Below are 15,773 nucleotides of genomic sequence, written 5' to 3' on the forward strand. Positions count from 1 at the left end.
AAGCTTCTCTAAGCTATATCCTTGTTTTCTAAGTTCATAGATCTGAACTTTATCATCATAACTCAATTTCATAATAAAACACCCCAAAAGTTAGATTTTTTCTGTCTAACTTTTGGGGTGCAGTACACAATTTTGCTCTATCGCTTTTTTTATTTTTCTAAAAACAGCGGTAAAATACAGGATTTTTCACTCTTAATAGTGAAGTCTAAAAATTGAGAGAGTTTTATGAAAAATCGTTCACCGCCATTTCCTACCTTATCAAATTTATATAAGGAGGAATAAAATGGTGTATTTTATCTATGTAAATGGGGTAAAAGTCCCTGTTTCCAGAGAAGTTCTTGTATGATTAATTTGTGAACATTTTCCTATAATTTTGTAATATTTTTGAGACTATAATATATTAGATAAACATGTCTTTTGTGTTTCACTTTATTTTACAATAAGACTAATTTTTGAAAGTCAGTAATTTTAAATAGTTGATAAAATATTTGCTCTCAGACGGTTAATAGATATGCTTATGAGAAGTGTTTAATAAATTAATTTTAGTTCAAAATGTCCAGTTTGGACACTTTGAAAGATTTCTTAGTTTTATATATTATACTTTTCTCAGGAGAAAGCTAGATGTACAGACGTTTGAGAGATTTGAGGGAAGATCACGATTTGACCCAAAAACAAATAGCTAAAATACTTTCGTTTACAAACTCAGCTTATGCTAAAATTGAACGGGGTGAGCATGCCTTGACGGCAGATGTATTGGTAACTCTCTCAAACTTTTACGATGTCAGTACAGACTATCTATTGGGATTGATAGATTTTCCTGATAAAATTCGCTTTAGAAAATAATCTCCTCAATTGCATAGAGTGTGAAAATGAGGAGATTTTTTATTTGTTCTTTGACAATTGAATAGTCCAAAATGGTACTTTCCTCATTTGTGGAGCAGATTTGAATGGCTCGCCATGATAAGAGCGATTTTAAAACCATCAATAAAATAGAGCGATACTTTATATGCCATGATACAAATGATATACAATGATACTTCTGACCGTTCAGGCTGCCACCGTAAAAGAGCAGCAAGTGAAATTCTTATGATGACTTCATCAGTCATGCCATGGAGGAGAAAATATTTTTTAGGAAGGATGATGATATGAATATAAAATATATATCTGTCGAAAATTCCATTGCCGAATGGGCCGATAAAAAGGGAATTCTAAAAAGATGGGATGGTTTAAATCAATATACATTGAACAGATGGATTAAAGAAATGCGAGAAAACAGAACATTTTCCATGTATGTAATTAACCCAACCCATAAACTTGTTTTCATTAATCTAGAAGGATTTGAAAGTTTCTTAAGATGGAAGCAAAAGCGGACAAAATAAGGAAGTCATGGTATAATATAGGGTAGTTATTTATTCTATACAACAATGATTTATTTCTTTTTAAGAGTTAAGAGGAATTAAATTATGTATTATGTAACTAAAACAAATTCAAAAGGGCAACCCTTATATCAAGTGGTTGAAAAGTACAAAGATCCACTAACAGGAAAGTGGAAATCAGTAACTGTAAGTTATACTAAGAATACTAGTAGGGCGAGGAAACAAGCTGAAAGAGAGGTTCTTGATAAAATAGATAGACTAACTACTTCATTTGAAAGTCAGTATAGTCCTGAACTGATTACAACATTTGGAGAGTTAAAAGAAAATTGGTTTCAGACTTGGTGTGTCTCTGTTAAACCACAAACAATTCAGAGAGAACTACTGGTTATGAAGCGTCTTGGGAAAATTATAGGAGATGATTTTTTGTTAGACAGGATTACTCCACTTCTGATGAAAAATAGTCTCAATAAATATTTAGAAATGTATGATGCATCGCCTTCAACAATGACTCATATAAAAAGTACTTGTAATAAGATTTTTAATCATGGTGTGTTATATAATGTCATTAAGTTTTCTCCAATGACTGCGGTAAAACTAGATATTTCACTAGAGAAAAGGCGTAAAGCAAAAGAAAGACATGATTCTAAATTTCTAGAAATCCATGAATTACATGCATTTTTTGATGTGTTACGCCAATGCAGAAATGCAAACTATTATGATCTTGCTATAGTATTGTTGCTTACAGGTATTCGAATTAGTGAAGCAGCATTTTTACCATCAGATATTGATTTTGAAAAAGGAATCTTGCATATTGATAAAGCACTTCAATATCATTGTTTAAAAGTTAAACAATTTCATTTTGATACAACTAAAACACTCAATTCAATTAGAGAAGTAGCTTTGCCTGAAGCTGCAAGCGAAGCTATTAAAAGGACAATACAGAGAAATAAAGATTTTGATGCTTATATGAAGAAACATCCCTGTCCTGCTTTTACACATTCTGAAAGTGTATTTAGAACAGAATACGGCTCTCCAATAACATCAAGCACTTTTCGTCAAATTTTGAAACGAATAGAAGGAAAATTATTGACAAATTGTTTAAGTGACTATGGTTTTAAGTGGGTAAAACATGTTACTCCCCATTCGTTTAGGCATATGCATATTAGTTACCTTCAAAGCAATGAGATGCACATAGCAGTGAAAGATATTATGACTAGAGTAGGACATGCTAACTTTGAGACAACAATGGGCTATACACATAATATAAATCGTTCACAAGAAAATACTGTAAAAGCCTTAAATCAATTTGTAGAAAATCACAATTTCCATTTTGAAGAATTGAAAAGTTATACCTGTAAATATTCCAGAATGATTGAAAAATTCATTGAAACTAGTGATAATAGCAATAAAGTAGAATTAAGTGTTGATGAGTTCAAAGACTTGTTACACCTTAGTCCACGTTACTCACCTAAAAATATTGTTTCAAATTTACTATTAAAAATCAAAAAAGATATTGTCAAATACCACCCACAGTTTGATATAAAGATTGTGAAATCAAGTGAGAATCAAATCAGAGGTTTTTCCATTGCATGGTAGTTTTGGTGTTCGCTTGGTGTTTAGACAATAGTAAAATAAAATAGGGGTTCTAAACCCTTGCTACGAAAGGAAAAAAAACTCAATGGCTACTATTCAATGGTTTCCTGGTCACATGTCTAAAGCACGTCGACAGGTTCAGGAAAATTTAAAATTTGTTGATTTTGTGACGATTTTGGTGGATGCACGCTTGCCTCTATCTAGTCAAAATCCTATGTTGACCAAGATTGTTGGTGATAAACCAAAACTCTTGATTTTAAACAAGGCGGACTTGGCTGATCCAGCAATGACAAAGGAATGGCGTCAGTATTTTGAATCACAAGGAATCCAGACGCTTGCTATCAACTCCAAAGAGCAAGTGACTGTAAAAGTTGTAACAGATGCAGCCAAGAAGCTCATGGCGGATAAGATTACACGTCAGAAAGAACGTGGTATCAAGATTGAAACCTTGCGTACCATGATTATAGGGATTCCAAATGCTGGTAAATCTACTCTCATGAATCGTTTAGCTGGTAAGAAAATTGCCGTTGTCGGTAACAAACCAGGTGTGACCAAAGGGCAACAATGGCTCAAAACCAATAAAGACCTGGAAATCTTGGATACACCGGGGATTCTCTGGCCTAAGTTTGAGGATGAAACTGTAGCGCTTAAGTTAGCCTTGACTGGAGCTATTAAAGACCAGTTGCTTCCTATGGATGAGGTAACTATTTTTGGTCTCAATTATTTCAAAGAACATTATCCAGAAAAGCTGGCTGAACGCTTCAAACAAATGAAAATTGAGGAAGAAGCGCCTGTTATTATTATGGATATGACCCGTGCCCTCGGTTTCCGTGACGACTATGACCGTTTCTACAGTCTCTTCGTGAAGGAAGTCCGTGATGGCAAACTCGGTAACTATACCTTAGATACATTGGAAGACCTCGATGGCGACGATTAAAGAAATCAAAGAACTCCTTGCTACTGTCAAGGACCTTGATAGCCCTATTATTTTAGATCTTGAAAAGGATAATCGCTCTGGAATTCAAAAGGAAATCAGCAAGCGTAAAAAAGCTATTCAGGCAGAATTGGATGAGGATCTTCGTTTGGAATCCATGCTTTCCTATGAAAAAGAACTTTACAATCAAGGATTGACCTTAATTGCTGGTGTTGATGAGGTCGGCCGAGGTCCTCTGGCTGGGCCAGTAGTTGCTGCAGCCGTTATCTTACCTAAAAATTGTAAGATTAGAGGTCTCAACGACAGCAAGAAAATTCCTAAAAAGAAACATCTGGAGATTTTCCAAGCCGTTCAGGAACAAGCCTTGTCAATTGGTATTGGTATCATGGATAATCAGGTCATCGACCAAGTCAATATCTATGAAGCGACCAAATTAGCCATGCAGGAAGCAATTTCCAAGCTCACTCCTCAACCTGAGCATCTCTTGATAGATGCCATGAAACTGGAGTTGCCGATTTCACAAACCTCCATCATTAAAGGAGATGCAAACTCTCTCTCTATCGCCGCAGCTTCCATAGTAGCCAAGGTGACACGTGATGAATTGATGAAGGAATACGACCAGCAGTTCCCTGGCTATGATTTTACTGCTAATGCAGGATATGGAACTGCTAAACACCTAGAAGGACTGGAAAAACTAGGAGTTACCCCAATTCACCGGACCAGCTTCGAACCCGTTAAATCGCTGGTTTCAGGAGAAAAAGAAAGTTAAGTTAGAAGGAATGATTATGGAGGAACAGTCAGAAACACTCAGTTCCAAGAAAGAATTCGCCTTTGCCTCAAGCACCATATTATCCCAAGTTGGACGAGGAATCATCGTCGGTCTCGTTGTTGGAATTATCGTTGGATCCTTTCGTTTCTTAATCGAAAAAGGCTTCCACCTGATACAAGGATTTTATCAAGATCAAGCGCACTTAGTGCGCAATCTTTTTATCATTGGTCTATTTTATTTAATAGTTTGTTGGCTCAGTGCGAAATTAACTCGATCAGAAAAAGACATAAAGGGTTCTGGAATCCCTCAAGTCGAAGCCGAATTAAAGGGATTGATGACTCTCAACTGGTGGGGCGTTCTTTGGAAAAAATATGTTTTAGGAATTCTCGCTATTGCAAGTGGACTCATGCTGGGGCGTGAAGGACCCAGTATTCAACTTGGAGCGGTAGGTGGTAAAGGAATTTCCAAGTGGCTTAAATCCAGTCCAGTGGAGGAACGCTCCTTGATTGCTAGTGGAGCTGCAGCAGGATTAGCCGCAGCCTTTAATGCACCAATTGCAGGACTTCTCTTTGTTGTAGAAGAAGTTTATCACCATTTTTCGCGCTTTTTCTGGGTGTCTACTCTCGCAGCTAGTCTCGTAGCAAACTTTGTCTCTCTGCTCATATTTGGGCTAACGCCAGTGCTAGACATGCCTGATAATATCCCTCTCATGACCCTAGATCAGTATTGGATATATCTCCTCATGGGAATTTTTCTCGGGCTTTCCGGTTTTCTCTATGAGAAAGCTGTGCTCAATGTTGGTCGAGTTTATGATTGGCTTGGTCAAAAAATCCATTTGGATAGAGCTTATTACCCAATTTTTGCCTTTATTCTCATCCTACCAGTCGGAATCTTCTTACCCCAAATCCTTGGTGGTGGAAATCAGCTGGTTCTTTCCCTAACTGAGCAAGATTTTAGTTTTCAAGTTCTATTAGCGTACTTTTTGATTCGCTTTGTTTGGAGCATGATTAGCTATGGAAGTGGCCTGCCAGGAGGAATTTTCCTACCAATTTTGGCACTTGGCTCCTTACTTGGTGCCCTAGTTGGTGTTATTTGTGTCAATCTTGGACTTGTCAGTCAAGAGCAATTCCCTATATTTGTCATTCTAGGAATGAGTGGCTATTTTGGAGCAATATCCAAGGCTCCCTTAACTGCTATGATACTCGTAACTGAGATGGTAGGAGATATTCGCAACCTCATGCCACTTGGTTTAGTAACCTTGGTCGCCTACATCATCATGGATCTACTCAAGGGTGCACCAGTCTATGAGGCTATGTTGGAAAAAATGCTGCCAGAAGAAGCGACAGATGAAGGAGAAGTTACTCTCATTGAAATCCCTGTTTCAGATAAAATAGCAGGAAAACAAGTACACGAACTCAACTTACCACATAACGTACTCATCACCACCCAAGTCCATAACGGTAAAAGCCAAACCGTTAACGGTTCAACCAGAATGTATCTCGGAGATATGATTCACCTAGTTATTCCAAAAAGTGAAATTGGGAAAGTAAAAGATTTATTGTTGTAGGAGCTTTTTACATAATTTATGTTATGTAAAAATAAACTTCTTAATTAATTAAATATATAATTAAATATATTAGAAAACCGATTCTCAGCAATGAGATCGGTTATTTTTTACAGATAAGATATTTCACATACAAATAATTGAACTTTGGTAAAAATAAGACTATAATCAAGTTAGAAATAATAAAGCATAAAGCTAGAAAGGAGTTTACTGTATCAAATCTTTACAGTAAGATTAAAATCATGAAAAAGAAAACAATAGCAATTATACAATGTATTTTGTATCTCATAGCTCCTTATATAGCTCTTCAGTTGTGTAGTATTAACAGAAGTTTAGTGGGTGAGTTCTTTATTGTTTATCTTATTCTGTTGACTATTTCATTCTGGTTTAGTATTTGGAAACTAGAAAAAGCACTAGATAATGATTCACAATAATAACTCCAAAGATTTAGATCTGTTTTACACAGGTCTAAGTCTTTTTTAAAAAAACTCTATAACATCTTTCCGAAAAACTATAATTTTCTTGAAAAATATATAAGCCTATGCTATACTACTAGTAGACTTATTTATGGAGAAAATACATGAAACGTGAGATTTTACTGGAACGAATCGACAAATTAAAACAAATCATGCCCTGGTATGTTCTGGAATACTACCAATCTAAGCTGGCTGTGCCCTACAGTTTTACAACCTTGTATGAATACCTCAAGGAATATGACCGATTTTTCAGCTGGGTTTTAGAGTCTGGCATTTCAAATGCTGATAAAATGGCTGATATTCCTTTATCTGTCTTGGAAAATATGTCAAAGAAAGATATGGAATCCTTCATCCTTTATCTACGTGAACGTCCTTTGCTGAATGCTAATACAACAAAACAGGGTGTTTCTCAGACAACCATCAATCGGACCTTGTCAGCACTTTCTAGTCTTTATAAGTATTTGACTGAGGAAGTTGAAAACGATCAGGGAGAGCCTTATTTTTATCGTAATGTAATGAAGAAAGTTTCAACCAAGAAAAAGAAAGAAACACTTGCTGCCAGAGCTGAAAACATCAAACAAAAACTCTTTCTAGGTGATGAAACAGAAGGTTTTCTAACTTATATCGACCAAGAATACCCACAGCAGCTCTCAAATCGAGCTCTCTCATCCTTCAACAAAAATAAAGAACGTGATTTGGCAATTATCGCCCTTCTATTGGCTTCTGGTGTCCGCTTATCTGAAGCTGTTAATCTGGATTTAAGGGATCTCAATCTAAAAATGATGGTTATCGATGTCACGAGAAAAGGGGGCAAACGTGACTCGGTCAATGTTGCTGCCTTCGCCAAACCCTATTTAGAGAATTATCTATCCATTCGGAATCAACGCTATAAGACAGAAAAAACAGATACAGCTCTTTTTTTGACACTCTACAGAGGTGTTTCCAATCGTATCGATGCTTCCAGCGTTGAGAAAATGGTTGCTAAGTACTCCGAGGACTTCAAAGTCCGTGTAACCCCCCATAAACTACGACATACCCTAGCAACTAGGCTTTATGATGCGACTAAATCGCAAGTTTTGGTCAGTCACCAGCTGGGGCATGCCAGCACACAAGTCACTGACCTCTATACCCATATCGTTAATGATGAACAAAAGAATGCTCTGGATAGTTTATAAAATACATAAAATAATTTATGTAAACAAAAACTCATAAAAAGAAGCTGGTCCTACAACCAACTTCTTTTTGATTTATCCAACTACCGCTTCAGCGATTTCTTCACGGCTAATACCAGCAAAGTAGCGTGTGATATCAATGGTTTCTAGCGCCTTAAGGACATCTTCGCGTTCGTATTTCACCCCACGAAGGACATCTTCTACTGCAGCAACGTCTTCAATACCAAAGAAGTCACCATAAATCTTGATGTCTTGGATTTTTGATTCGACGACATTAGCAAAGACTTCGACCTTACCACTGGTGAATTTTGTTCCACGACGGACGTTAAATTCAGGTGATTTACCATAGTTCCAGTCCCAAGTTCCAAACTTAGTATCCTTGATGCGATTGATTTCAGCCAATTCTTCCTCAGAAAAAACGTATTCTGTCATCTCTGGATACTCTTTTTTCATGTATTCCAAGAGTAGGTCACGGAATTCTTCAACCGTGATTTTTTCTGGCAATTCATTGACAATATTGGTTACACGAGCACGGACGGATTTCACACCTTTTGACTCAAATTTGTCCTTTGAAACCTTGAGGGCGTTAGCAAGGACTGACAAATCAACGTCAAAGAGCAAGCAACCGTGGTGCATGATACGACCGTTGATATAGGCTTGAGCATTGCCGCAGAATTTCTTTCCATCAATCTCAAGGTCATTACGGCCTGTGAACTCAGCTTTAACCCCAAGTTGAGCCAGGGTATTGATAACCGGAGTTGAGAAGCTCTTGAAGTCAAAAGCCTTGTTTTCATCTTCTTTTGAGATGATCGTGTAGTTGAGGTTATTTAAATCGTGGTAAACAGCTCCACCACCGCTGATACGGCGGACCACCTCAATACCATTTTCTCGAACATAATCACGGTTGATTTCTTCGATGGTATTCTGGTGACGACCAACAATGATAGATGGCTTGTTAATCCAAAGTAGGAAGATTTGATCCTCATCCAAAAGGTGTTTAAAGGCATATTCTTCCAAGGCAATATTAAAGGCAGTGTCGTTTGAATGATTGATAATATATTTCATGATATCCCTTTATACGATAGAGACTGGAAAGATATTTTCCAGTCTATTCTATCTTTCTTTTATTTTTTCTTAGGTGAGTGGATGGCCATTCCTAAAACATCCGCAAATGCTTCGTACATCACTTCAGAGTAGGTTGGGTGTCCGTGGATAGTCTTCAGCATTTCTTCAACAGTAATTTCCATTTCGATGATGCTTGACGCCTCATTGATCAATTCTGCAGCTGCAGGACCGATGATATGAACACCAAGGATTTCCCCGTATTTCTTATCTGCGATGACTTTAACGAAACCTTGAGCAGCATCCGATGCAATAGCACGACCGTTGGCTGCAAAGTTGAACTTACCGATGGCTACATCGTATTTCTCACGGGCTTGTTCTTCTGTCAACCCTACTGCTGCTACTTCAGGGAGAGTGTAGATGGCTGCAGGAGTCAAATTCAACTTGGCAACAGCATGATTTCCTTTAAGAGCATTCTCTGCGGCAACTTCTCCCATACGGAAGGCTGCGTGAGCTAACATCTTAGTACCGTTGATATCACCTGGTGCATAAATGCCTGGAACTGATGTTTCCATGTATTCGTTGACCTTGATACGACCACGATCCAATTCAAACTCAACCTCTCCAATACCTTCAAGGTCTGGAACACGACCGATTGAAAGAAGAGCTTTATTCGCGATGATATCGTCTTTTCCTTCAACCTTGATACGAAGTTGACCATTTTCCTCAATGATTTCTTGCAGTTTAGTATCAGTCAAGATGGTCATTCCTTTACGCTCAAGGATCAAGCGAAGATTCTTAGAAACTTCTGCATCCATAGCTGGAACGATACGGTCCATCATTTCGATAACAGTTACTTTTGAACCAAATGTCATGAAGGCCTGACCAAGTTCGATACCGACAACACCACCACCGATGATAACAAGGCTTTCTGGCACTTCGTTCATTTCAAGAATGTCGTCACTAGTCATGACAAGTGGAGATTCCATACCAGGAACATTAATCTTGCTGACTTTTGAACCACCAGCAAGGATGATTTTCTTGGTTTCAAGCAGTTCAGAACCATTTACCAAGACATTCTTGTCTTTAGTGATTGTACCAATACCTTTATGTACAGTAACTCCGTAGCTACGAAGAAGTCCTGCAACACCACCAACAAGAGTATTAACAACTTTAGATTTAGTTTCTAAAAGTTTTTCCATATCTACAGTGAAGTTTGGATTTTCGATTACGATACCACGGTTTGCAGCATGACCGATATTCTCGATAATTTCAGCGTTGTGAAGGTAAGTCTTAGTTGGAATACATCCGCGGTTTAAGCAGGTTCCACCGAGTTCAGATTTCTCAACAAGGGCAACCTTACCACCGAGTTGGGCAGCTTTGATGGCTGCAACATAACCAGCAGGACCTCCACCAATCACAACGATATCAAAAGCATCATCGCTCTTACCATCATCGTTTGAGGCACTTGCTGCAGGTGCTGGGCTAGCTTCTGGCGCTGCGGCTCCAGCTGTTGGGATATTTTCCCCTTCTTCGCCAAGGTAACCGATAACTTCCGTTACAGGGACTGTTTCACCGTCCCCTTTAAGGATAGCAATCAAGTACCCATCTTCTTCGGCTTCCAATTCCATGCTGACTTTGTCAGTCATGATTTCCAAAAGGATTTCTCCTTCTTTTACAAATTCTCCAACTTTTTTATTCCATTGGACGATTTGTCCTTCTGTCATATCCACGCCGGCTTTTGGCATAATTACTTCTAAGGCCATGTCTTCCTTCCTTTATCTATATCTTAAAAATGAATACTCTTGTTCTTAAATCAACATTGAGATTGGATTTTCAATCAATTCTTTCAAGTCTTTCATAAACTTAGCACCAGCCATACCATCTACTACACGGTGGTCAATTGTTAAACCAAGACTCATGATTGGGCGAATCACAATTTCACCATTGACGACAACTGGCTTCTCGATTGTCGAGCTCACACCAAGGATAGCTGAGTTTGGTTGGTTGATGATAGGACCAAAGGACTGAACACCAAACATTCCCAAATTACTGATTGTGAAGGTTGAATTTTGCAACTCACTTGGAGCCAATTTGCCATCCAAGGTACGGCCAATAACATCTTTGAAGGCTACAACCAACTCTGAAAGAGTCATCTTCTCCGCATTGTAAACAACAGGTGTCATTAATCCATTATCCATCCCAACTGCCATCGCAAGATTGACATAGTTATGAGTGATAATGGTCTTGCCATCTTCTGTCAACGAAGCATTGATATAAGGATGCTTCATCAAGGTTTTCACAACAGCAAGTGAAAGAAGGTCTGTTACAGTAGTCTTCTTCCCAGTTGCTTCCATTATTGGCTCAAGCACCTTCTTACGAAGAGCCAACATTTCAGTCATATCAACTTCATAGTTGAGCGTGAAGGTTGGAGCAGTTAGGTAAGATTCAACCATCCGTTGGGCAATAACCTTACGCATTGGTGTCATTGGAATACGTTCAATTTCACCGTATGGTGTTACATTATCAGGAACTTCTTCCACTTTTTCAATCTGAGCAGGAGACTTGATGGTATCGTTTTCGATATTTTCAGGAAGCAAGGCCAAAACATCCTTCTTCATGATTTTACCACGATGACCAGTTCCTTGGATTTCCTGCCAAGCAATGTTATGTTCGAGGGCAATTCTTTTTGCAAGTGGCGAAATGCGAACCACGTTTGTGTCTTTATAAGTTTCCACGTCTTCTTTGTGGACACGACCGTTTGCACCTGAGCCAGAAACGTCGTAGAGGTTGATCCCTAAATCATCCGCTAACTTTCTAGCCGCAGGAGTCGCTCTTAGCTTGTCATCAGCCATGACCTCTCCAATTCTATACTAAGATATTAAGGACACAGAGAGCAATGAAAAAATAGGAGATTGACGATGTGTTCGATGAACACAAGGAAATCTATCTTTTTTTCGCAGACCTCCGTCCGAATTCAATTAAATGATGCAAAGGGCGTTTAAAAGCGACCGAAAAATAGGAAATCAACGCAGACTTCGATGAAGCCAAAGAGATTTATCTTTTTTCCGAGCTTTTAGCCCGAGTTCAACTCTACAAGTAACTTGGACACGGAACGTGTCTCAAGTTACTACGGTTGCCGCTATCAGGCGGTCAACCTAGTAGACTTACTAAGTCGTTCGTCGAATAAAATCGATTCGACTCCCTCCTGTCGCAACTTTAGAAATAACTTGGGTACATTACATATCTCAAGTTACTAAAGTTAAAATCAACCATTGTTTTACATAACTTATCTTATGTAATTCTATTCTTTGTTATATGTTTTACGGATGGCATCTTTGATGCTTTCAACTGTTGGAATCATTGCATTTTCTAGGTTTTGTGCATAAGGCATCGGCACATCTTCTCCTGCACAACGGCGGATTGGTGCATCTAGATAGTCAAATGCTTCTGACTCTGAAATAATAGCTGAAATCTCTCCGATATAGCCGCTTGTTTTGTGGGCATCGTTGACCAGAACAACTTTACCAGTCTTCTTAACTGAGTTAATGATGATATCCTTATCAAGCGGAACGAGGGTACGTGGGTCAACAATTTCAACTGAAATGCCTTCTTCTGCTAATTCTTCAGCTGCTTGAACCACACGGCGAAGCATTTTTCCATAAGTAACAACTGTTACATCTGTACCTTCACGTTTGATTTCCCCAACTCCAAGTGGAATCGTGTAGTCTGGATCAACTGGCACTTCCCCTTTTTGGTTAAATTCTGACTTGTACTCAAGAATGATAACTGGGTTGTTATCACGGATAGAAGACTTGAGCAGTCCTTTCATGTCAGCAGGTGTACCTGGAGCCACAACCTTAAGTCCAGGAATATGAGTAAACCAAGACTCTAGTGATTGCGAGTGCTGGGCTGCAGAACCAACTCCGTTACCAGCAGCGCATCGAACAGTCATTGGAACCTGACCTTTACCACCAAACATGTAACGTGTTTTAGCAGCTTGGTTGACGATATTGTCCATGGCAATAACCGAGAAGTCCATGAAGGTCATATCAACGATTGGACGAAGTCCTGTCATGGCTGCTCCTGCTGCTGCTCCAGAGATGGCAGCTTCAGAAATCGGACAGTCACGAACACGTTCTGGACCAAATTCTTCGAGCATTCCAACAGAAGTTCCGAAGTCTCCTCCGAAGACACCGACGTCTTCTCCCATCAAGAACACATTTTCATCGCGACGCATTTCCTCAGACATAGCAAGGATAATGGTGTCACGGAAGGACATTGTTTTTGTTTCCATTTTATCTCTTTCTCCTTAGTCTGCGTAAATATCTTCAAAGGCTGATTCAAGTGGTGGGAATGGACTTTCTTCCGCAAATTTGACAGAAGCTTCTACTGCTTCTTTGACTTGCGCTTGGATTTCTTCCAATTCTTCGGCACTTGCAATGTTATTTTCAATGAGGTACTTACGAAGGTTTTCGATCGGGTCTTTTTGTTTCCACAATTCCACTTCTTCACGCGTACGATATTTACCAGGGTCAGATGATGAGTGACCAAGCCAGCGATAAGTGACACTTTCAATCAAGACTGGACCATTGCCACTGCGAACATGGTCTACAGCTTTCTTAAATCCTTCATAGACATCGATGACATTGTTACCGTCTTCGATGAACATTCCAGGAATCCCATATGCAGCGCTACGTTGATGGATATGTTCTACATTGGTCATTTTTTTGATATCCGCAGAGATACCGTAACCGTTGTTAATGCAATAGAAAATGACTGGCAGGTTCCAGATAGAAGCCATGTTCACTGCTTCGTGGAAAACACCTTCGTTGGTCGCACCATCTCCAAAGAAGCAGACAACGATTTTTCCGGTATTTTGCATTTGCTGACTGAGGGCTGCACCAACAGCGATTCCCATACCACCACCTACGATACCATTGGCACCGAGGTTACCAGCATCAAGGTCGGCGATATGCATAGAACCACCTTTCCCTTTACAGGTTCCAGTGTATTTTCCAAGAATTTCAGCCATCATTCCATTGAGATCAATTCCTTTGGCAATAGCTTGTCCGTGACCACGGTGGTTTGATGTGATCAAATCGTCTGGGTTGAGAGCCAACATAGCACCCACGTTAGCTGCCTCTTCTCCAACAGAAAAGTGCGTCATTCCTGGCACTTTCCCTTTCTTTACTAATTGCGCAATTTTTAAGTCCATACGACGGATTTCTTCCATCTTGCGGAACATTTCTAGCAAAAGATTTTTATCTAAAGTTGACATCTTCTTGCCTTTCTAACTTTCTTCTTACCTTACTATTTTACCGTTTTTGGCAAATACTGTCAAAGTTTTTCTAAAAGAAATTTCACAAAATAAAAAAGAAAACCCCATGAAAACAAGGGATTTTCTTATCAAGAATATTTTTTCACAAACTTTTTAGCGTTTGGATTTTTCTAAAGATTCAAATCTCTTCATAATCACAGTTAAACGCCAACGGTAGAGAACCCCGCTCACGATTAGACTAATAATCAAACCAATCCAGTAGGAATAAGCTCCAAAATCTGTTAGAGAGTCGAATACCATAGCTACTGGGAGTGTCACCCCCCAGTAACCAACCAAACCAAGGTAAAAAGGAATAACAGTATCCTTATACCCCCGCAAAATTCCCTGAAGCGGTGCCGCAAAGGTATCTGCTAACTGAAAGAAAAGGCTATAAGTTAAAAAGCGCGCTGTCAAATCGATGAATTCTGGGTCGTTACCATAAAGACTGGCCACATTTTCTCTAAAGATATAAAGGAAGGTTAAGGTGAAGGCCGCAAAAATGAGGGCAGTCCATCTTCCTAGACCAATATAAGCTTTCGCATCATCAAATCGCTTGGCTCCCACTTCATAGGAAACGACAATGGCCATAGCCGATGAGATACTCATAGGAAAGGCGTACATGAGAGTTGAAAAATTCATAGCTGACTGGTGACTAGCTATTATCAAAGAAGAGAACTTAGCCATAATTAAACCAACCACGGAAAAGATAGCTACTTCCGCAAAGACAGTTCCCCCAATAGGCAGACCTAAGCGAACTCCTTCCTTGATTTTATCCATATTAAGCGGAATGCGTTTCTCAAAATGCAAGGTTTTGAGCTTCTCCTGTTTAAATAAGACCAGAACAGAAATCCCAAGCAAGACCCAGTAGGCCAAGGAAGTACCTAAACCAGCACCAGCACCTCCCAGTTCTGGAACACCAAAGGCCCCGTAAATCAAGAGATAGTTAAATCCGCTATTGAGAGGGAGTAACAAAAGCATGAGGTACATGGACAGTTTGGTCAAGCCCAGCGAATCCAGCAAGGAACGAATGACACTAAAGAGCAACAAGGGGATAATCCCGATAGATAAAAACCAGAGATAGCGAACCGCTACTGCTGCCACCGGTGCTTCTAGTCCAATATGATTCAAGATTGGTGGTGCCAAGAAAAGCACCATCCCCAGCAAGACCACAGATAGACCCAAGGCCAAATAGACGAACTGGTAAAAATCGGATGCAACTTCTTCCTTTTTGCCTCGACCAAGATGGTGGCCAACGATGGGCACCAAGGCTGAAACAATACCAGTTAGAAAGGTAAAGAAAGGATTCCAGATACTGGTTGCCATAGACACACCAGCCAAGTCCATGGTATTGTATTGGCCAGTCATAGTCGTATCAACAAAGGATGCAGAATAATTGGCAAATTGATAAATCAGGATAGGGAAAAATATCTTTAAAAATAAGATAAATTTGTCTTTAAAATGATGGGTTTGGTACATATAGGCGCTCTATTCTTTTTGTTTACAGAGC

The 15,773-nt window shown here is 39.2% G+C and carries 13 protein-coding genes and 1 pseudogene; 7 read left to right on the forward strand and 7 right to left on the reverse strand.

Features of this window, described 5'->3' with window-relative positions; translation table 11 throughout:
* A pseudogene (locus QM843_RS07655) lies at positions 1-72 on the reverse strand (transposase); the annotation flags it as partial.
* A 549-nt stretch (positions 73-621) separates the two neighbouring features.
* Here QM843_RS07655 and QM843_RS07660 point away from each other — a divergent pair.
* The 7 genes from QM843_RS07660 to xerS all read left to right on the forward strand — a co-directional run bounded on the left by QM843_RS07660 (position 622) and on the right by xerS (position 7,887).
* Positions 622-843: a helix-turn-helix domain-containing protein gene (locus QM843_RS07660; RefSeq protein ID WP_115904254.1), complete on the forward strand. Its 222-nt coding sequence runs from the start codon at positions 622-624 to the stop codon at positions 841-843.
* A gap of 302 nt (positions 844-1,145) precedes the next feature.
* A complete protein-coding gene (locus tag QM843_RS07665) occupies positions 1,146-1,379 on the forward strand; it encodes a hypothetical protein (RefSeq protein ID WP_001022845.1) in 234 nt (77 codons plus the stop codon).
* 84 nt (positions 1,380-1,463) lie between these two features.
* The gene (locus QM843_RS07670) at positions 1,464-2,972 is read left to right on the forward strand and encodes a tyrosine-type recombinase/integrase (RefSeq protein ID WP_024057448.1); all 1,509 of its coding nucleotides are present in this window, start codon (positions 1,464-1,466) and stop codon (positions 2,970-2,972) included.
* 82 nt (positions 2,973-3,054) lie between these two features.
* A complete protein-coding gene (ylqF, locus tag QM843_RS07675) occupies positions 3,055-3,906 on the forward strand; it encodes a ribosome biogenesis GTPase YlqF (RefSeq protein ID WP_049551014.1) in 852 nt (283 codons plus the stop codon).
* Positions 3,893-4,672, forward strand: a complete 780-nt coding sequence (locus tag QM843_RS07680) for a ribonuclease HII (RefSeq protein WP_414304744.1) — start codon at positions 3,893-3,895, stop codon at positions 4,670-4,672. Before ylqF ends, QM843_RS07680 begins: the two co-directional genes overlap by 14 nt.
* Before the next feature lie 16 nt (positions 4,673-4,688).
* On the forward strand, positions 4,689-6,239 hold the full coding sequence (locus QM843_RS07685; RefSeq protein WP_414304743.1) for a ClC family H(+)/Cl(-) exchange transporter: 1,551 nt from the start codon (positions 4,689-4,691) through the stop codon (positions 6,237-6,239).
* Between the two features lie 577 nt (positions 6,240-6,816).
* Positions 6,817-7,887 (forward strand): tyrosine recombinase XerS, encoded by a 1,071-nt coding sequence (gene xerS / locus QM843_RS07690; RefSeq protein WP_414304742.1) that lies wholly within the window; start codon positions 6,817-6,819, stop codon positions 7,885-7,887.
* 72 nt (positions 7,888-7,959) lie between these two features.
* On the opposite strand, the gene QM843_RS07695 is transcribed toward xerS, so the two are convergent.
* From QM843_RS07695 to QM843_RS07720, 6 genes are all read right to left on the reverse strand, one after another.
* A complete protein-coding gene (locus tag QM843_RS07695; protein WP_000873999.1) occupies positions 7,960-8,949 on the reverse strand; it encodes a lipoate--protein ligase in 990 nt (329 codons plus the stop codon).
* A 59-nt stretch (positions 8,950-9,008) separates the two neighbouring features.
* Positions 9,009-10,712 carry a dihydrolipoyl dehydrogenase gene (lpdA, locus tag QM843_RS07700; protein WP_265487313.1) on the reverse strand — a complete coding sequence of 568 codons (1,704 nt, stop codon included), beginning with the start codon at positions 10,710-10,712 and terminating at the stop codon, positions 9,009-9,011.
* Positions 10,713-10,757: 45 nt separating this feature from the next.
* Positions 10,758-11,801 (reverse strand): dihydrolipoamide acetyltransferase, encoded by a 1,044-nt coding sequence (locus tag QM843_RS07705; protein WP_000752717.1) that lies wholly within the window; start codon positions 11,799-11,801, stop codon positions 10,758-10,760.
* A 449-nt stretch (positions 11,802-12,250) separates the two neighbouring features.
* Positions 12,251-13,243, reverse strand: coding sequence for an alpha-ketoacid dehydrogenase subunit beta (locus tag QM843_RS07710; RefSeq protein ID WP_000448714.1), 993 nt, complete (start codon positions 13,241-13,243; stop codon positions 12,251-12,253).
* Positions 13,244-13,258: 15 nt separating this feature from the next.
* Positions 13,259-14,227 (reverse strand): thiamine pyrophosphate-dependent dehydrogenase E1 component subunit alpha, encoded by a 969-nt coding sequence (locus QM843_RS07715; protein ID WP_261031958.1) that lies wholly within the window; start codon positions 14,225-14,227, stop codon positions 13,259-13,261.
* A gap of 153 nt (positions 14,228-14,380) precedes the next feature.
* Positions 14,381-15,742, reverse strand: coding sequence for an MATE family efflux transporter (locus QM843_RS07720; protein WP_414304741.1), 1,362 nt, complete (start codon positions 15,740-15,742; stop codon positions 14,381-14,383).
* Positions 15,743-15,773: the final 31 nt, after the last annotated feature.

Origin of the sequence: Streptococcus mitis, assembly GCF_047463435.1 — a bacterium.
In the GTDB taxonomy this organism is placed as follows: Bacteria; Bacillota; Bacilli; order Lactobacillales; family Streptococcaceae; genus Streptococcus; species Streptococcus mitis_DS.